General features: G+C 73.7%; 12 protein-coding genes. 8 read left to right on the top strand and 4 right to left on the bottom strand.

All coding sequences use genetic code 11. The features are described from left to right. Window positions 1-12: 12 nt before the first annotated feature. Window positions 13-1,809, bottom strand: coding sequence for an ABC transporter ATP-binding protein (locus HCN08_RS25620; RefSeq protein WP_167985609.1), 1,797 nt, complete (start codon window positions 1,807-1,809; stop codon window positions 13-15). Next, window positions 1,806-3,614, bottom strand: a complete 1,809-nt coding sequence (locus HCN08_RS25615) for an ABC transporter transmembrane domain-containing protein (RefSeq protein ID WP_167985608.1) — start codon at window positions 3,612-3,614, stop codon at window positions 1,806-1,808. Before HCN08_RS25615 ends, HCN08_RS25620 begins: the two co-directional genes overlap by 4 nt. Before the next feature lie 156 nt (window positions 3,615-3,770). Between HCN08_RS25615 and HCN08_RS25610 the strand changes: the two genes are divergently transcribed. From HCN08_RS25610 to HCN08_RS25575, 8 genes are all read left to right on the top strand, one after another. After that, entirely contained in the window at window positions 3,771-4,844 is a 1,074-nt protein-coding gene (locus HCN08_RS25610) for an iron-siderophore ABC transporter substrate-binding protein (protein ID WP_167985607.1), read from the top strand. Window positions 4,845-4,861: 17 nt separating this feature from the next. Next, window positions 4,862-6,655 carry an ABC transporter ATP-binding protein gene (locus HCN08_RS25605; RefSeq protein WP_167985606.1) on the top strand — a complete coding sequence of 598 codons (1,794 nt, stop codon included), beginning with the start codon at window positions 4,862-4,864 and terminating at the stop codon, window positions 6,653-6,655. Beyond that, a complete protein-coding gene (locus HCN08_RS25600) occupies window positions 6,652-8,544 on the top strand; it encodes an ABC transporter ATP-binding protein (protein WP_167985605.1) in 1,893 nt (630 codons plus the stop codon). Before HCN08_RS25605 ends, HCN08_RS25600 begins: the two co-directional genes overlap by 4 nt. A gap of 154 nt (window positions 8,545-8,698) precedes the next feature. Beyond that, window positions 8,699-9,637, top strand: coding sequence for a carbohydrate ABC transporter permease (locus HCN08_RS25595; protein WP_167985604.1), 939 nt, complete (start codon window positions 8,699-8,701; stop codon window positions 9,635-9,637). Window positions 9,638-9,640: 3 nt separating this feature from the next. Next, window positions 9,641-10,522: a carbohydrate ABC transporter permease gene (locus HCN08_RS25590; protein WP_167985603.1), complete on the top strand. Its 882-nt coding sequence runs from the start codon at window positions 9,641-9,643 to the stop codon at window positions 10,520-10,522. 106 nt (window positions 10,523-10,628) lie between these two features. After that, a complete protein-coding gene (locus tag HCN08_RS25585) occupies window positions 10,629-11,972 on the top strand; it encodes an ABC transporter substrate-binding protein (protein WP_167985602.1) in 1,344 nt (447 codons plus the stop codon). A gap of 364 nt (window positions 11,973-12,336) precedes the next feature. After that, a complete protein-coding gene (locus HCN08_RS25580) occupies window positions 12,337-13,335 on the top strand; it encodes a LacI family DNA-binding transcriptional regulator (RefSeq protein WP_167985695.1) in 999 nt (332 codons plus the stop codon). Window positions 13,336-13,517: 182 nt separating this feature from the next. Then, on the top strand, window positions 13,518-15,287 hold the full coding sequence (locus HCN08_RS25575; protein ID WP_167985601.1) for a glycoside hydrolase family 35 protein: 1,770 nt from the start codon (window positions 13,518-13,520) through the stop codon (window positions 15,285-15,287). A 71-nt stretch (window positions 15,288-15,358) separates the two neighbouring features. Here the strand turns inward: HCN08_RS25575 and HCN08_RS25570 are convergent, their stop codons facing one another. Further along, a complete protein-coding gene (locus HCN08_RS25570) occupies window positions 15,359-16,363 on the bottom strand; it encodes a family 43 glycosylhydrolase (protein WP_167985600.1) in 1,005 nt (334 codons plus the stop codon). A gap of 103 nt (window positions 16,364-16,466) precedes the next feature. After that, window positions 16,467-17,282: a glycoside hydrolase family 16 protein gene (locus HCN08_RS25565; RefSeq protein ID WP_206319242.1), complete on the bottom strand. Its 816-nt coding sequence runs from the start codon at window positions 17,280-17,282 to the stop codon at window positions 16,467-16,469. Between the last annotated feature and the right edge of the window lie 440 nt (window positions 17,283-17,722).

Genomic DNA, 17,722 nt, shown 5'->3' with positions numbered 1-17,722 from the left:
CGCCCCCGCCCGTCAGTCCTCGTCCGCGGGACGGCCCTGCGACCAGGCCCGCCACAGCGACGCGTACGCGCCGCCCGCGGACCGGAGTTGGTCGTGGGTGCCGTGCGCGGTGACCCGGCCCTGCTCCAGGACGACGATCGCGTCCGCGTCGACGACCTGGGTGAAGCGGTGGGCCACGACGACCGCGGAGCGGCCCTCGACGAGCGCCGCGGCGGCGTGGTCGAGGGCCCTGGCGGCATCGCTGCCGGCCTCGGCGGTGGCCTCGTCGAGGATCACGACCGACGGGTCCAGCAACCGCACCCGGGCCAGGGCGAGTTGCTGGGCCTGACCGGCCGTCAGCGGATGCCCGCCGCCGCCGATCGCGGTGCCGGCGCCGTCCGGCAGGGCGTCGACCCACGCGGTGGCGCCGACGGCGGCGAGCGCGGCGCGGATCTCGGCGTCGCCGGCGCCGGGGCGGCCCAGGCGCAGGTTGTCGGCGACGGAGCCGGCGAAGACGTGGGTCTCCTGCGTGACCAGCGCGATGTGCCTCTGCGGCAGGTCGAGTGCGGTCAGCGCGGCGCCGCCGAACGTCACCGAGCCCGCGCCGGGTTCGCGCAGGCCGGCGAGCAGCGAGGCCAGGGTGGACTTGCCCGAGCCCGTGGTGCCGACCACCGCCAGCCGCTGCCCGGGCTCGACGCGCAGGCTCACGCCGTGCAGCACATCGGGCCCGGGGCCGTATCCGAACCGCACGTCGTCGGCGGCCAGGCTCGGCTCGGTGGGCGGCCGGCGGCCGGGGTCGGGGCCGGGGTCGGGGTCGGGCGGCGCGGCGGCGGGGCGGACGGTGGTGATGCCGACCAGGCGCCTGAGGCCCGCGCCGGCCTGCTGCATGCTGTCGAACACGCCGAGCAGGGCGTTGATCGGGTCGAACAGGCCGGCGAAGAACAGCGCGGCGGTGGTCGCGGCGCCGACGTCCGCCTGTCCCGAGCGGACGAGCAGGAAGGCGACCAGGAGGATCGCCCCGAGGCCGGTGAACTCGGCGAGGTTGAGCCGGCCGAAGAAGCGGGTGGCGGCGCGGGTCGCGCGGAACTCGTACTCCATCGAGTCGGCGGAGGCCGCGCCGATCCGCTGCTGCTGGGACGCGCCCAGGCGCAGGGCGCGCAGCGTCGGCAGCGCGGTGAAGCCGGTCAGCAGCGCGGAGGCGCGCCGCCCGTCGGCGATCCGGCCGGCGGCGTAGATCGGCCGGGACGTGCGCAGGTACCAGCGCAGGGTGCCGGCCTGGATCGGGACGGCCGGCAGCGCCGCCACGGCGAAGCGCCAGTCGAGCGCGGCCAGTCCGGCGAGCGCCGAGACGATGGCCAGGGCCGAGCCGACGAAGCTGCCGAGCGCGCCGGAGGCGGCGTCCGAGACGAGTTCGACGTCGCCGGAGACGCGGGAGACCAGGTCGCCGGTGCCGCCGGCCTCCACGGCGTCGACGGGGAGCTCGACCACCGTGGTGACCGCGTCCTCGCGCAGCCGGGCGATCGCCGGGAGCACCAGGCGGGCGAGCAGTACGGTGGCCGCCCATCCGGTGGCAGCGGCGGCCAGGGCCGCAGCCGCCAGCAGCGCGACCGGGCCGGCCAGGGCTGCGGAGGACCGGTGGTCCACGACCGCCTGGGTGGCCCGGCCGATCGCGACCGGCCCGGCGAGCGCGAGCGCGCTCTGCGCCGCCATGGCGGCGACCGTGCCGGCCAGCAGCAGCCGGCGGCCCCGTAGGAGAGTGCGCAGATAGTCGCGGACCTGACGTCCCGTCGCGACCGGGAGGAGGGCCGGCTGCGCGTGCGGTGCGCTCATCGGGCCACCAGCTCCCGGTAGGCGTCCTCGCCGAGCAGCGCGGTGTGGGGGGCGACCCGGCAGCCGCCGGGCGTGAGGAGGACGACCTGGTCGCAGCGCGCGAGCCAGGCGGGGCTGGTGGTGACCACCAGCGTGGTCAGGCCCTGGCGCAGCCGCCCGACCCGGGCGGCGATGCCGGCCTCGGTCACGGCGTCGACGGCGGTCGTCGGGTCGTGCAGCACCAGGACGGGCGGGGCGGCGGCCAGGACCCGGGCGAGCGCGACGCGTTGCCGCTGCCCGCCGGACAGGGCCTCGCCCCGGTCGCCCACCGGTGTGCGCTCCCCCGCCGGGACGGCCTCGACGACCTGGTCGGCGAAGGCCGCCGCGGCGGCGCGTTCCACCGCGGCGGGCTCGGCGGCGAGGGCGGCCAGGTTGTCGGCGACGGTGCCCGGCAGCAGCACGGCCTCGTGCGGGCTGACCAGGACGCGCGCCCTGAGGTCGTCCAGGGGCAGGTCGCGGATCGGCACATGGTCGAGGAGGACGGTGCCCGAGGACGGGTCGTGCTCGCGGGCCAGCAGGTGCGGGATGCGGGCGGCGGCCACCGGGTCGCCGCACACGACGCCGGTCATCGTGCCGGCCGGGACGACCGCCTCCAGCCGGAGGGCCGCCCGGTCCGCGGCGCCGCCGAGGGCGACGCCGGCGAACGCGATCTCGCCCGCGCCCTTCCCGCCGCGGCCGACGGCCGTGTGCTGCTGCTGCGCCGCGTCCTGCACCTGCACCTGCACCTGCACCTGCACCGCATCCTGCACCGCGCTTTCGGAGGCGAGGACTTCGCGTACCCGCTCGGCGGAGGCCAGCGCGCGGGCGTAGGCGGCGGAGGCGCCGGACAGCACGCGCATCGGGCCGATCACGAACTGCGCGAGGCCGAGGGCCGCGACGAGCCGGCCGAGGTCCAGGCGGCCGTCCAGCGCGAGCCAGCCGCCCAGGCCGGTGATGGCCGTGAGGTACAGGCCCGTCAGCAGCGCGCCGACGGACGCCAGCGTGGCCTGCGAGGACGTCGCGTGCAGCGACGCGGCGCCCGCGGTGCGGCTGGCCCGGCAATAGGCGTCGGCGGCGTTGCGCTGGGCGCCGATGCCCTTGAGCACCCGCAGCCCGCGCACCAGGTCCTCGGCCAGCGTGGTGGCCCGGGCGCGCTGGTGCTGCTCGGTACCGCTGCGCCTGCGCAGCAGCCGGGAGGCGGAGTTCTGCGCCACCAGCAGGACGGCGGTGCCGGCCACGATGACCGCGCCGAGCAGCAGCGAGAACGACAGCAGCACGGCGGTGGCGGCGGTCAGCACCACCGCGGCGGCGACGGCGATCGCGAACATGCCGGCGTAGGCGCCCACCCGGTCGGCGTCGCTGGAGGCGCGCGAGAGCAGGTCGCCCGGCGGATGGCTCACCCCGCCGGCGGGCCCGACGACCCGGTCGGTGAGCCACATGCGCACCTGGTGGCCGGTGTGCTGCTTGGCGCGCATGCTGGCCCGGGCGCCGAAGCGGTACGACATCGACAGCAGCACGAAGTCGGCGGCGAGCACGCCCAGCCACAGCCCGATCGAGGCCCGGCTGCCGTGGTCCACCGCGTGGCTGATGGTCAGGCCGATGACCACCGGCACCATCGACTCGCCCAGTTGGTGGGTGCTGTAGAGCACCGACGCGGCCAGCAGGTCGCGGCGGCGGGTGCGCAGCGCGCCCCACAGCAGCTGCCGGGACGACCCGACCGGTACGGGGCCCGTTGCCGGGCGGGCGGGGGTCCTGCGCGGACCACGGGTGAGAACGGGAGCAGCCACCCGGACAGGTTAGGTTTGCCTAACCGGTGCCGTAAAGGCGGGGTGGCCCGGCCCCGGTCCCCCACCCCCCTGGCCGGTCGATCTTACTTAGGATAGCCTTCCCTAACCATCAAGCCTGGTCGGCGGACCGCCGAACGTGGACGAAGGGGTGCAACCGTGAGGGGACTGGGGTCTTGGCCGGCCGGCGCAGGGCAGGCGCTGCCGCGGCGCGGCATATTGCTCGCGGGACTCGGCGCGACCGCCGCCGTGCTGGCCGGCTGCGGGAGCGGCAGCGACGGGAAGGACGCCAAGGCGCCCGCGTCCGGGGCGGGTTCGGCCGGCGGGACGGCGGGGGCGGACGCCGCCCAGGGATCGTTCCCGGTGACGGTGCCGGGCAAGGAGGGCTCGCTCACCGTCAAGTCCGCGCCCCGGCGCGTGGTGGCGGCCGGCTATCTGCGGGACACCGACCTCGCGCTGGCCCTCGGGCTGCCGCTGGTGGGCGGCTCGCGCAACGCGACCTTTCCCTCGGGGCTGGCGCCCTGGCAGAAGCCCACCACGAAGCCCGAGCTGTTCGACACCACCGACGGGCTGCCCTTCGAGCAGATCGCCGCGCTGCGCCCCGACCTGATCCTGGCCGGCGACGACTACGGCCTGGCCCAGGACTACCCCAAGCTCGCCCGGATCGCCCCCACCCTCAGCTACGAGACCGGCGTGGGCGCCGACACCTGGCAGACCATGACCACCCGGGTCGGCGAGGCGGTCGGCAAGAAGGCCGAGGCCCAGCAGCTGGTGACGCAGACGCAGGCCGCGATCGCGAAGGCCAAGGCGGACAACCCCTCGCTCGCCGGCAAGACCTTCACCTTCGGCCCGGTCAGCAACCTCAACTCGATCTACACGATCAACGACACCGCCGACGCGAGCGCGCAGTTCTTCGCCCAGCTCGGGATGGTCCTGTCCCCCAAGGTGACCTCGCTGCCCGACTCCTCGACGCCGCGCCGGGCCCAGATCTCCGCCGAGCAACTGGCGCTGCTGGACGCCGACGTGGTGATCCTGTCGTACCAGGACGCGGCCACCCGGGCGAAGTTCGAGGCGCTGCCGGTCTTCAAGCAGCTCCCCGCCGTCCAGCGCGGCTCGTACATCGCCCTGGACATGGGGGCCGCGGTGTCGCTGGCCTTCCCGTCCGTGCTGAGCATCCCGTACGGGCTGGCGACCATGGTCCCGCAGCTGGTCGCCGCCGCCGGCAGGGCCTGAGCCGGCGGGCCGCACACATGAGCCAGTCCGCTTCCCCGGCCGCGGCCGGTACCGCCGCGGCCGACCTGGCCGCGCTGCAACGGCCGGTACGCGGCCGGGTCACGGTCGCCGCCGCGCTGGAGGCCGCCGCGACGGTCCTCGCGGTGACGCCGACGCTGGTGCTGGTCGAGATCGGCCGGCGGCTGCTGGGCGACCAGGACCGCACGGTGTGGCCGCTGGCGTGGCTCGCGGTCGGGCTGCTGCTGGCCAGGTTCGTGCTGTACGCCGCCGCCGGGCTGCTCAGCCATGTCGCCGACGCCGACCTGGCGTTCCGGCTGCGCAGCCGGCTGGTGGACCAGCTGGCCGCGCTGCCGCTGGCGTGGTTCGCCGGCGGGGTGTCGGCCCGGGTGCGCACGACCGTGCAGGACGACGTGGCGACGCTGCACCACGCCGTCGCCCACTCCCGCGGCGACCTGGCCGCCGCGGTCACCGCGCCGGTCGTCGTGCTCGGCTACCTGGCGTGGCTGGACTGGCGGCTGGCGCTGGTGACGCTCGCGCTGGTGCTCGCCGCGCAGGCGATCCGGATGCGGCTCAAGCGCCTCGCGGCGCAGCCGGTGGGGCGGATCGGGGCGGCACACCTCGAACTGACCGCGGCCGTCCTGGAGACGGTGCGGGGCATCGCGGTGGTCAAGGCGTTCGCCGGCCGGCGGGGCGCCTCGCGCTTCACCGCAGCCGCCGCCGAGCACGCCGACGCCGACGAGCAGGCCGCGCTGATCTTCGTACGCCCGCGCAGCCTCGCCCGCGCCACCGTGGCCCCCGCGACGACGCTGGCCGTGCTGGCCGCCGCCGGCACCGGGCTCGCCGCCGCGGGCTGGGCCGGCCCGGCCGACGCGGTGGACCTGGTGGCCTTCGCGCTGCTCGGCGTCGGGCTGTTCGAGCAGCTCACCCCGATCTACACCGCCCGCGACCAGCGCGACCGGGCCCGCGCCGCGGCGCACCGGATCGGCGGGCTGCTGCGCGAGCCGCGCCAGCCCGAGGTCGCCCCCGGTGCCGCCCGGGAGCCGGGCACACCGCTGACCGTGGAGTTCGACGACGTACGGTTCCGCTACCCGGCGCGCCACGCGGGCGAGGACCGGCCCGACGGCGGCGGCGACGTGCTCAAGGGCATCACCGCCCGGCTCGAACCGGGCACCGTGACCGCGGTGGTGGGGCCGTCCGGCGCCGGCAAGTCGACGCTGGCCACGCTGGTGGCCCGCTTCGCCGACGTCACCGGCGGCGCGATCCGTATCGGCGGCGCCGACCTGCGCGACCTCGACCGCGACGAGCTGTACCGCCATGTGAGCTTCCTGCTCCAGGACGTCGTCCTGCTGCGCCGCACCGTCCGGGACAACATCGCGCTGGCCGTCCCCGACGCCGACGACGCGGCGGTCGAGGCCGCCGCCCGGGCCGCCGCGATCCACGACCGCGTCCTCGCGCTGCCGCGCGGCTACGCCTCGGTCGTCGGCGAGGACGCCCACCTGTCCGGCGGCGAGGCCCAGCGCATCGCCATCGCCCGCATCCTGCTGGCCAGGACGCCGATCGTGGTGCTGGACGAGGCCACCGCCTTCGCCGACCCGGACTCCGAGGCCGCGGTCCAGCACGCGCTGGCCGAACTCGCCGCAGGCCGCACGCTCCTGGTCATCGCCCACCGGCTCTACACGATCACCGCGGCCGACCGGATCCTCGTCCTGGACGAGGGACGGCTGGCCGAGCAGGGCCGCCACGAAGAACTCCTCGCCCTCGGCGGGCGCTACGCCGCCCTGTGGCGCGCACAGCAGGGGGACCGCGCATGAAGAAGACGCCGCCACCGCAGGCTCCCGCGCCGGAAGCCGCAGCCGAGGCCGACGCCGGGGCGAGGCCCGGAGCCGGCGCGGCCCGCGGCGCAGCCAAGCCCGGGGCCGGGACCGCATCCGGCGCCGGCGGCGCGCTGCGGGCCCTTGTGCCGGAGGGCGAGCGGCGCGCGTGGGGCCGGTACCTGCTCGCCGTCGCGGTCTACGCGGTCAGCGAAGGCGCCGCGTACGGCCTGTTCGTGCCCGTGCTCAGCAACCTGCTGCGGGACCGGGTGGGTGCGGCCGGGTGGTGGCTGCTGCCGCTCGCGCTCACCGCGGCCGTCGGGTGGCTCGTCCATTACGCGCTGGGGCTGCGGGCGCTGCGGCTGTCCTCGGCGTGGCGGCGCGACCTCTACGCCCGGATCGGCGACCAGTTGCTGCGGCTGCCGCTGGGCTGGTTCGACAGCCCGTCGGCCGAGCGGGTCCCGCAGCTGATCACCGGTGACGTCGCCCGTACGGCCAACACCGTCTTCCTCGTGCCGCCGCTGTTCTCCGCGGTGCTCACCCCGGCCACCGTCGCGGTGTTCCTGCTCTGCTACGACTGGCGCCTGGGCCTGGCCGCGCTGATCGCGGCGCCGGTCGTGCTGGTCGCGCTCACCCTCGGCCGGCGGATCACCGAGCGCACCGAGGCCGCGCACCACTCCGCCGCCGCGGAAGCCGGCAGCCGGCTGGTCGAGTTCGCCGCCGCGCAGCCGACGCTGCGGGCGGCCGGGCAGTCCGCGGTCGGCCGCCGGGCCCTGGACACCGCGCTGGCCGACCAGCACCGGGCGGCCCGGCGCGAGGTCGCCGGGTCCCTGCCCGGCCGCTACCTCGGCCAGCTCGGCGTGCAGCTCGCCTTCACCGCCGTCCTGCTCACCGGCCTCGCCCTGACGAGCGGCCACCACCTCGGCTCCACCCGGATGATCCCGCTCGCCGTGCTCGGCATCAGCCTGCTGCGCCCGCTGGAGTCGCTGATCACGGCGGGCACCGCGCTGCGCGCCTGCCAGGCGTCGGCGGGGCGGGTCGGCGCCCTGCTGGACGTCCCGCCGCTGCCCGAACCCGCCACCGCCCCGCCCGCCGCCGGCCCGCCCGCGGGCGCCGCGACCGGCGGCCGGGGCGTCGAGCTCGTCGGCGTCCACTTCGGCTACCCGGGCCGGCCACCGGTCCTGCGCGGCGTGGACCTCACCGTCCCGGCAGGCCGTACGACCGCGCTCGTCGGGCCCTCGGGCGCCGGCAAGACCACCGTCACCAAGCTCATCGCCCGCTTCCACGACGTCACTTCGGGAGCCGTCCTGCTCGACGGCACCGACGTCCGCGACCTGCCGGGCCGCGACCTGCTCGACCGGGTCGCGATCGTCTTCCAGGACGTCCATCTGCTCGACGCCACGATCGAGGAGAACATCCGCTTCGGCAATCCCGACGCCACCGACGACCAGGTCCGCGACGCCGCGCGCCGGGCCCGGGTGGACGGCATCGTGGACCGCCTCCCGGACGGCTGGGACACCCGGGTCGGCGAGGGCGGGCGGCTGCTGTCGGGCGGCGAGCGGCAGCGCGTGGCCATCGCCCGCGCCCTGTGCAAGGACGCCCCCGTCGTGCTGCTCGACGAGGCCACCGCCGCGCTCGACCCGGAGAACGAGGCCGCCGTGCACGCCGCCCTGGCCGAGCTCGCCGCCGACCGCACCGTGCTGGTGATCGCCCACCGCCTCGACACCATCGCCGCCGCCGACCACATCGCCGTCCTCGACGACGGCCGGGTCGTCGAAGCCGGCCGGCACACCGAACTGCTGGCCGCGGGCGGCCGTTACGCGGCCTTCTGGGCCGAACGCACCCGCGCCCACGGCTGGCGGCTGGGCGAGGACCCGACCCGGCCCTGACGCAGACCTTGACGGCACCGGACGGCGGTGCCAGCATCACGGGCGGTCGATGTTTACGTAAACAGAGGCGGCGTACAGCCGTGATGATTGCGTAACCATCCCTCCTCGCCATGCGTCCGCGGCGAGGCTGCAACCGTGAACGAAGGGATGAGTCATGGCGGTCCTCACGCCCCCCTCGGCGGCCGGTCGCCCCGCCGCCGGCCGGGGGCGCAGCCGCGGCGGGCGGGCCGGCGGGCGGCGGCAGGTGGGCTGGGCGTTCGTCGCCCCGTTCCTGCTGGTCTTCGCCCTGGTGTTCCTCGCCCCGATCGCCTACTCGATCCATCTGAGCCTGTTCCGGGACCAGTTGATCGGCGGCAACCACTTCGTCGGCCTCGGCAACTACACGCAGGCCCTGCACGACCACGCGTTCTGGTCCGGCCTGTCCCGCGTCGGGCTCTTCCTGGTCGTCCAGGTGCCGGTCATGCTCGGCATCGCCCTGCTGGTGGCCCTGGCGCTGGACAGCGGCCGGCTCTACGGGCGCGGCTTCTTCCGGATCTCGATCTTCCTGCCCTACGCGGTGCCCGCGGTCGTCGCCACCTTGATGTGGGGCTTCATGTACGGCAAGCGCTTTGGCCTGGTGGCGAGCGTCAACGAGCACCTGCACACCTCGCTGCCCGACCCGCTCGCCCCCGGCTGGGTGCTGGCCAGTATCGGCAACATCGTGACCTGGGAGTTCGTCGGCTACAACATGCTCATTTTCTACGCGGCGCTGCGCGTGGTCCCGGCATCCCTCTACGAGGCGGCCTCGATCGACGGCGCCGGCCAGTGGCGGATCATCGCCGCGATCAAGCTGCCGGCGATCCGCGGCGCGCTCGTCATCGCCACGATCTTCTCGGTGATCGGCAGCTTCCAGCTGTTCAACGAGCCGAGCATCCTGAAGAACCTGGCGCCCAACGCCATCACCACCTACTTCACCCCGAACCTCTACACCTACTCGCTGTCCTTCTCCGGCCAGCAGCACAACTACGCCGCGACGATCGCCATCGTCATGGGGGTCGTCACGATGATCGTCGCCTACGTCGTGCAGCTGCGCGGTATGCGCAAGGAGGTGTGAGGCATGGCCCGCCCGCACACCGCGCGGCTGCACACCCCCGGCCGGCCGCGCCGCAGCGTGCTGCTCACCGCGCTGACCTCGATCGTCGTCCTGTACGCGCTGCTCCCGCTGGCCTGGCTGGTGGTCAACGCCTGCAAGACCCAGCCGAGGCTGCTGGACTCCTTCGGCCTGTGGTTCTCCGGGCACTTCGCCCTGTGGGACAACATCCGTCAGACGTTCACCTACGACGACCACATCTTCGTCCGGTGGCTGCTGAACACCCTGCTGTACGTGGTGCTCGGCGCCGGCGGGGCGACGTTCCTGGCGGTGCTGGGCGGCTACGGGCTGGCGAAGTTCGACTTCTCCGGCAGGCGCGCGGTGTTCGCCGTGGTGATCGGCGCCGTCGCGGTGCCCGGCGCGGCGCTCGCGGTGCCCACCTTCCTGATGTTCAGCAAGATGGGGCTGACCGACACCCCGTGGGCGGTCGTCATCCCGTCGCTGATCTCGCCGTTCGGCCTCTACCTGATGTGGGTGTTCGCCGCCGAGGCGATACCCGACGAGCTGCTGGAGGCGGCCCGGGTGGACGGCTCCGGGGAGCTGCGCACCTTCTTCCGGATCAGCCTGCCGCTGCTGGCCCCCGGCATCGTCACGGTGCTGCTGTTCACCATGGTCGCGACCTGGAACAACTACTTCCTGCCGCTGATCATGATCAAGAACCCCGACTGGTACCCGCTGACCATCGGCCTCAACTCCTGGAACCAGCAGGCGTCCACGGTGGGCGGCCAGCCGGTGTTCAACCTGGTCGTCACCGGCTCGCTGCTGACCATCGTCCCGCTCGTCGCGGCCTTCCTCCTGCTGCAGCGCTACTGGCAGTCGGGACTGGCGGCCGGAAGCGTCAAGGAGTAGCCGCCCCCCGCTCGGCCGAGGGCGCACCCCGCGCCCGCGCCCCGAACGCCCCGCCCCCTCTGACATCCCCTCCTTACGGGACACAAGCACAATGGAGTGAAACGAGATGACCAACAGAGCACTTCGCCGCTGGGCGCCCGCGGTCGCGGCGGTCGCCGCCGCCGCACTGGGGCTCACCGCATGCGGCTCCTCCGGCGGGTCGGACGCGAAGGACGGCGGCTCCGGGGCGAGCGCGGTCCGGTCGGCGCTCGCCAAGGGCGGCGACCTCACGGTGTGGGCGTGGGAGCCCACCCTCAAGCAGGTCGTCGCCGACTTCCAGGCCGCCTACCCCAAGGTGCACGTCAAGCTGGTCAACGCCGGTACCGGCAACGACCAGTACACCGCGCTGCAGAACGCCGTCCAGGCCGGCAAGGGCGTGCCCGACGTCGCGCAGGTGGAGTACTACGCGCTCAGCCAGTTCGCGCTCGGCAAGTCGGTCGCCGATCTGAGCCCCTACGGCGCCAAGGACCTGTCCAAGACCTACTCCCCCGGCCCGTGGAACTCCGTGAACATCAACGGCGGTGTCTACGGGCTCCCCATGGACTCCGGGCCCATGGCGCTGTTCTACAACAAGAAGGTCTTCGACACCTACAAGCTGCCGGTGCCGACCACCTGGGAGCAGTACCTCGACGACGCCCGCAAGCTGCACGCCGCCGACCCCAAGGCGTACATCACCAGCGACACCGGTGACGCCGGCATGACCACCAGCCTGATCTGGCAGGCCGGCGGCAAGCCGTACACGGTGGACGGCACCAAGGTGAAGGTCGACTTCGCGAACGACCCGGGGACGGCCGCCTACACCAAGGTGTGGCAGCAGCTGGTCTCCGAGCACCTGGTGTCGCCGGTGCCCGGCTGGAGCGACCAGTGGTACAAGGGCCTGGCCGACGGCACCATCGCCACCCTCGCGACCGGCGCGTGGATGCCCGCCAACTTCAGCTCGGGCGTCGCCGCGGCCTCGGGCGACTGGCGCGCCGCGCCGCTGCCGCAGTGGCAGGCCGGGGCGAACGCCAGCGCCGAGAACGGCGGCAGCTCGCTGGCGGTGATGCAGGCCGGCGGCAACAAGGCACTGGCCTACGCCTTCGCGCAGTACGCCGACCAGGGCGCCGGCGTCCAGACCCGGATCAAGGGCGGCGCCTTCCCGGCGACCACCGCGGACCTGGACTCGCAGGCGTTCCTCGACACGCCGTTCCCGTACTTCGGCGGGCAGCAGGCCAACAAGATCTTCTCCGCGTCGGCGAAGAACGTCCTGCCCGGCTGGTCGTACCTGCCCTACCAGGTGTACGCGAACTCGGTCTTCAACGACACCGTCGGCAAGGCGTACGTGTCCTCGACCACGCTGGCCGACGGCCTCAAGGCGTGGCAGGACCGGTCGGTCTCCTACGGCAAGCAGCAGGGCTTCAGCGTGGGCTGACGCCCGCATCCAAGCCGAGTGGCGGGGCCCGGTGGGCGCGGCTCCGCCACTCGCCGGCCCGAGCGGGCCCGAGCGGACCCGGCCCCGGCAGGCGGGTGCGCGGGCGGCGGGTCCGTGGGCGGCCCATATGATTGCGCAATCACCCCCGCGCCTCTGCCGCCCACCAGAACGGGCAGGTCAGGCGCCTGAGGACGACGAGCGCGAAGGCCCGCACGGCGGGCGCGACAACGAGGTGGACGACGGCGTGAGCGACAGCACGAAAGCCCGGCCGGGCCGGCGCGGCGCCCCCGGCCAGGCACAGCCGGCGGTGCCGGCCGCCGAGGGCGGGGCCGTGAGCGGGCCGCGACGCAGGCGGGGCGCGTCCATGGCGGACGTGGCGAAGCTCGCCGGCGTCTCGGCGCAGACCGTCTCCCGGGTCTCCAACGGCTTCCCCGGGGTCGTCGAGAGCACCCGGCAGCAGGTGCTCGCGGCGATGAAGGAGCTCGGGTACCGGCCGAACAGCGCGGCCCGCGCCCTCAAGCGCGGGGAGTTCCGCACGCTGGGCGTCATCCTCTTCAACCTGTCGACCACCGGCAACATGCGCACCCTGGAGGCCGTCGCGACCTCGGCGGCCGAGGAGGGCTACGCCACCACCCTCCTGCCGGTCACCGTCCCGACCCAGGACGAGGTGCGCGGGGCCTTCACCCGGCTCGGCGAACTGGCCGTCGACGGCATCGTGATCATCATGGAAGTGCATCTGCTGGACACCGCCACCGTGACGCTGCCGCCCAACGCGCAGGTGGTGGTGGTCGATTCCAACGCCGGTGACCGCTACAGCGTGGTCGACACCGACCAGGCCGGCGGCGCCGAGGCGGCCGTACGGCATCTGCTGGATCTCGGGCACGCCACGGTGTGGCATGTGGCCGGGCCGGAGAAGTCGTACGCCGCGGAGCGCCGGGTGGACAGCTGGCGGGCGGCGCTGGCGGCGGCCGGCCGGCCGGAGCCGCAGGTGCTGCGCGGCGACTGGTCGGCGCGGTCGGGCTACCGGGCCGGGCTGGCGCTGGCCGCCGACCCGGACTGCACGGCGGTGTTCGTGGCCAACGACCAGATGGCCCTCGGGGTGCTGCGGGCGCTGCACGAGGCGGGCCGCCGGGTGCCGGAGGACGTCAGCGTCGTCGGCTTCGACGACATCCCGGAGGCCGCGTCGTACCTGCCGCCGCTGACCACCGTCCACCAGGACTTCGCCGAGGTCGGGCGGCGCTGCGTCGCGAGCGTCCTGCGGCAGATCCGCAACGACGAGGCCGAGCGCGGCACCGACCTGGTGGCGACCCGGCTGGTGGTCCGCAGCAGCACCGCGCCACCGCCGCCGGCGACCGCCCGCTGAGCCGCACCGCCGCCTCCCCCCTCCCCCCTCCCCCCTGCCCCTCTCCCCCGCCGATCGCCGATCGCCGGCCGCCCGATTGCCGAGCCTTGACACCGCACTCGGCGCTGGTCAGACTCGCGGAGGGAAATGATTACGCAAACATCGATCTTCGGAAGCAACCCACCGCGGAGGACCAGGACCCCATGCCCGTACTGCGGATAGACAAGGAGGGCTTCCGTCTTGACGACGCGCCCTTCCGCATCATCTCCGGGGCCCTGCACTACTTCCGTGTGCACCCCGACCAGTGGCGGGACCGGCTGCGCAAGGCCCGGCTGCTGGGGCTCAACACCGTCGACACCTATGTGCCCTGGAACCTGCACGAGCCGCGGCCCGGCGAGTTCACCGCCGACGGCGGCCTGGACCTGGAGCGCTTCCTGCGGCTGGCGGCCGAGGAGGGCCTGTACGTCCTGCTGCGCCCGGGCCCGTACATCTGCGGCGAGTGGGAGGGCGGCGGGCTGCCCGGCTGGCTGCTGGCCGAGCCGGACATCCGGCTGCGCAGCACCGATCCGCGCTTCCTCGCCGCGGTCGAGCGGTATTTCGCCGCGCTGCTGCCGAGGGCGGCGCCGTATCTGGGCACCCGGGGCGGGCCGGTGCTCGCGGTGCAGCTGGAGAACGAGTTCGGCGCCTACGGCGACGACCGGCCGTATCTGCTGCGGCTGGCCGAGATGCTGCGGGCGCACGGCGTGGACGTCCCGCTGTTCACCTGCGACCAGCCGGCGGACCTGGCCCGCGGGTCGGTGCCGGGTGTGCTGGCCACCGCGAACTTCGGCAGCCGGGTGGCGGAGAGCCTGGCCCGGCTGCGCGGGCACCAGCCCGAGGGCCCGCTGATGTGCGGGGAGTTCTGGAACGGCTGGTTCGACCGCTGGGGCGGCCTGCACGCGGCAAGGCCCCCGGAGAGCGCCGCCGAGGATCTGGACCGGCTGCTGGCCGCCGGGGCGAGCGTCAACCTCTACATGTTCCACGGCGGCACGAACTTCGGCTTCACCAACGGCGCCAACGACAAGCACACCTACCGGCCGACCGTGACCTCGTACGACTACGGGGCGCCGCTGGACGAAGCCGGCGACCCGACCCCGAAGTACGCGGCCTTCCGCGAGGTCATCGCCCGCTACGCGCCCGTCCCCGACGCGCCGCTGCCCGAACCGTCCAAGAAGCTCGACCTGCCCGGCATCGCGCTGCCCCGGCGCGCCGCGCTGCTCGCGCAGCTGCCGGCCCTGGGGACGGCGGTCCCGGGCGAGCGGCCCCTGACGCTGGAGGAGCTGGCCGCCCGGCACGGCGCCGGGGACGGCCTGGGCTTCGCCTTCTACCAGGCCCGGCTGACCGTCCCCGGCGCCACGGTGCTGCATGTGCCGGCGGTGCGCGACCGGGCGCAGGTCTTCCTCGACGGGCAGCCGGCCGGCGTCCTGGAGCGGGAGAACCACGAGCACGCGCTGGCGTTCACCGTGCCCGAGGGCGGCGCGCTGCTGTCGCTGCTGGTGGAGAACCAGGGCCGGGTCAACTACGGCCGGGCGATCCACGACCGCAAGGGGCTGCTCGGCACCGTGACGGCCAACGGGGCCGCGCTGACCGGCTGGTCCAGCACGGCGCTGCCGCTGACCGACCTGTCCGGCCTCGCCTTCGCGGACCCGGGGCCGGCCCCGCTGGTCGGACCGGTCTTCCACCGCGGTGAGTTCGACGTCGCCGCACCGGCCGACACGTATCTCGACCTGACCGGCTGGACCAAGGGCTGCGCCTGGGTGAACGGCTTCGCGCTGGGCCGCTACTGGTCCCGCGGCCCGCAGCGCCGCCTCTACGTCCCGGGGCCGGCGCTGCGCCCGGGACGCAACGAGATCGTCGTGCTGGAACTGCACGCCACCGCCCGCGCCGAGGTCGGCCTGTGCGGCACCCCCGACCTGGGGCCGACCGAGGAGTGAGCCCGCGCCGCCGCAGGCCCCGGCCCGGCCGCCTCGTACGCGGCCGGACCGGGGGGGTGGGGGGGGGAGAGCTAGCCGACGACACCGGTGGAGGTGTCGATGGTCCAGGAGTCGCGGCAGGTGAGGGAGGCGCTGGTGCCGCTGACGGTGAGCGGTTCCCAGATGTAGCGGGAGTCGGCGAGGTTGCCGGAGTTCCAGCGGTCGCCGAGGAAGATGTAGCTGGTGGTGCTGGAGCCGGAGACCGGCACGATCGCGGTGGTCTGGGAGTTGCAGGTGTTGGTGCCGGAGGGCGCGAAGCTCCTGAAGGACGACCAGGTGCCGCTGATCGAGCTCGCGGTGGCGTACTGGTTGTCGTTGGTCGACCAGCCGGTCAGGTGCGAGCCGAAGACGAAGTAGGTGCCGTTGATCTTCGCCATGGCCGGCGCCTCGTACTGGTCGAGGGTCTTGACCAGGGAGGACACACTCAGGAAGTCCGAGGAGAGCTTGTAGATCTGCAGCTTCTTGTTGGTGCGGTCCTCGCTCATGAAGTAGCCGGTGCTGCCGTCGAGGAAGAGGTTGTCGTCGAGGCTGTCGTGGCCGAGCGGCTTGGAGCTGCCGCGGTAGGTGTAGGCGCCGCACACGCTGCTGCTGGTGGCGACACCGGCCTTGCGCTCGGAGTAGTTGCTGTTGTCGATGTGCATGTACATCACGTACGTCGAGGTGGCCGCGTTGTAGATGACGTGCGGGCGCTCCACGATCCGGTTGGGTCCGAGGTCGCCGCTGGACTGCCGGGTCAGCACGTTGCGGACGAACGTCCAGTTCTTGAAGTCGGTCGAGGAGTAGCACTTGATGTTCTGGAAGGGCGACCCGTTGGTCTTGTCCTCGCCCAGCCAGTAGTAGGTGCTGCCGACCTTGATCAGGCCCTCGCCGTGGGCCTGGATGACGTTGCCCGAGGTGTCGTAGGCGACGGTGCCGGGATAGCGGGTCACGGTGGTGGCCTGGGCGGTCTGGGTCATGGCGAAGAAGCCCAGAAGCGCTGCCGCCAGGACGGCGACCAGGCGGGTGACGCCGGTCGTGGCGGGGGTGTGCGTTCTCATTGCCGCGTTCCTTCCGTGGGTGTGGGGGGTGTTGGCGGCCGATGTTTACGTAAACATCGCGCCGCCGGCGGGGCGGACGGCCGGTCGTGGCCGGCCCCGGGGATCAGGAGGAGCTGCGCGCGAGGTAGAGGTTGCGCGCCCGGAAGTACGTCGTCGTGGTCGGGCCCGGCGATCCGGAGGAGCCTTCCATCTGGTAGTCGATGATGAGCCACATCGGCTGCCCGACGAATCCCGCTCCGGTGTGGGTGCCCTTCAGCACGCCGTCGATGAAGTACTGGATCTGCACATTGCTGCTGCCGGACTTCTTGAGCACGGCCCGGTAGGTGTGCCACGCCCCGGGGTCGGAGATCGGGGTGAGGGTGTTGGACCAGGCGCCCGAGGTGTTCTTGTAGGTGTTGGACCAGTTGGTCGCCGAGCCCTTGAACTCCAGGATGTCGCTCTCGGGGGGCCAGCTGTTCACGCCGGTGAGCCAGAAGGCCGGCCAGGTGCCCTTGGCGGAGGGCGCCTGGAAGTCACCGCTGACCTCCCACGACGGCCAGGAGCTGTCCACGAGCACCTGCTGCTTGGCGTAGACGGTGCCCGAGTGGTAGTTGAAGCCGTCGCCCACGTAGGGCGTCGAGGTGAGGGTGAGCACGCCGCCGGACAGCGAGACGTGGTTGTGGTTGGAGGAGCTGGCGACCATCAGGGCCGAGCCGTTGTGGCTGTCGCCCCAGGGGTAGAGGTAGTTCCACTTGCTCTCGAAGGTGCTGTAGGACGCCAGCGACCCGGAGATGAGCACACTGGTGCTCGCCGGGGTGGCGGCGGCGGCGCGGGTCGCCGGCAGGCCGGCGGCGGCGAGCAGTCCCGCGCCCAGCATGCCGAGGGTCTGGCGACGCGACGGCGCCCTGGGGGGAGCGCCGGTGGGGGTGTCGTCGGCCATGGTCGTTGCCCTTCTGTGGGGGAGGTGTCCGGAACGGTCGGGCACCCGCGGGCACATGCGCGGTGCGGAATCCGGTTCGGGGCTCGCGTACGGGGATCGGCGAGCGCATGAGCGCGGGGCTATGACGGCCGGGTGATGCCGTCGGTTCGCGGCGTTCCGCCAATTGCCGCCCCGTGGTGCCGGCCCACCGCCGGGGCCGGTATTCGGTGGCGTTCGGCTTTGTCGGCCGCCGATGGCTGTTATCGCTCACAGCCATGTGCCGAGGATTGTTACAGCCGGGCTGAGGCGGAGTCAATACCGCGGAAACAAAAGGCCGCCGGCACCGCCTCGAAGGCATTACCGCAGCCTGTTCCGTGTACGAGTGTGGATTTTCCGCTTCGGGTACGAACACGCCCTGGCGACCGGCGGTTCCGGCGGGTATTCATTATTCCCGTAACCTT

The sequence above is a fragment of the Actinacidiphila epipremni genome (assembly GCF_012034175.1).
GTDB lineage: Bacteria > Actinomycetota > Actinomycetes > Streptomycetales > Streptomycetaceae > Actinacidiphila > Actinacidiphila epipremni.
The sequence above is the reverse complement of the archived record's forward strand: the minus strand, read 5'-3'. Positions and strand labels throughout refer to the sequence as shown.

Coding starts and splice junctions, on each gene's coding strand:
- HCN08_RS25620 (WP_167985609.1), bottom strand. CDS start 1,809: ATGAGCGCACCGCACGCGCAGCCGGCCCTCCTCCCGGTCGCGACGGGA.
- HCN08_RS25605 (WP_167985606.1), top strand. CDS start 4,862: ATGAGCCAGTCCGCTTCCCCGGCCGCGGCCGGTACCGCCGCGGCCGAC.
- HCN08_RS25600 (WP_167985605.1), top strand. CDS start 6,652: ATGAAGAAGACGCCGCCACCGCAGGCTCCCGCGCCGGAAGCCGCAGCC.
- HCN08_RS25595 (WP_167985604.1), top strand. CDS start 8,699: ATGGCGGTCCTCACGCCCCCCTCGGCGGCCGGTCGCCCCGCCGCCGGC.
- HCN08_RS25590 (WP_167985603.1), top strand. CDS start 9,641: ATGGCCCGCCCGCACACCGCGCGGCTGCACACCCCCGGCCGGCCGCGC.
- HCN08_RS25585 (WP_167985602.1), top strand. CDS start 10,629: ATGACCAACAGAGCACTTCGCCGCTGGGCGCCCGCGGTCGCGGCGGTC.
- HCN08_RS25580 (WP_167985695.1), top strand. CDS start 12,337: ATGGCGGACGTGGCGAAGCTCGCCGGCGTCTCGGCGCAGACCGTCTCC.
- HCN08_RS25575 (WP_167985601.1), top strand. CDS start 13,518: ATGCCCGTACTGCGGATAGACAAGGAGGGCTTCCGTCTTGACGACGCG.
- HCN08_RS25570 (WP_167985600.1), bottom strand. CDS start 16,363: ATGAGAACGCACACCCCCGCCACGACCGGCGTCACCCGCCTGGTCGCC.
- HCN08_RS25565 (WP_206319242.1), bottom strand. CDS start 17,282: ATGGCCGACGACACCCCCACCGGCGCTCCCCCCAGGGCGCCGTCGCGT.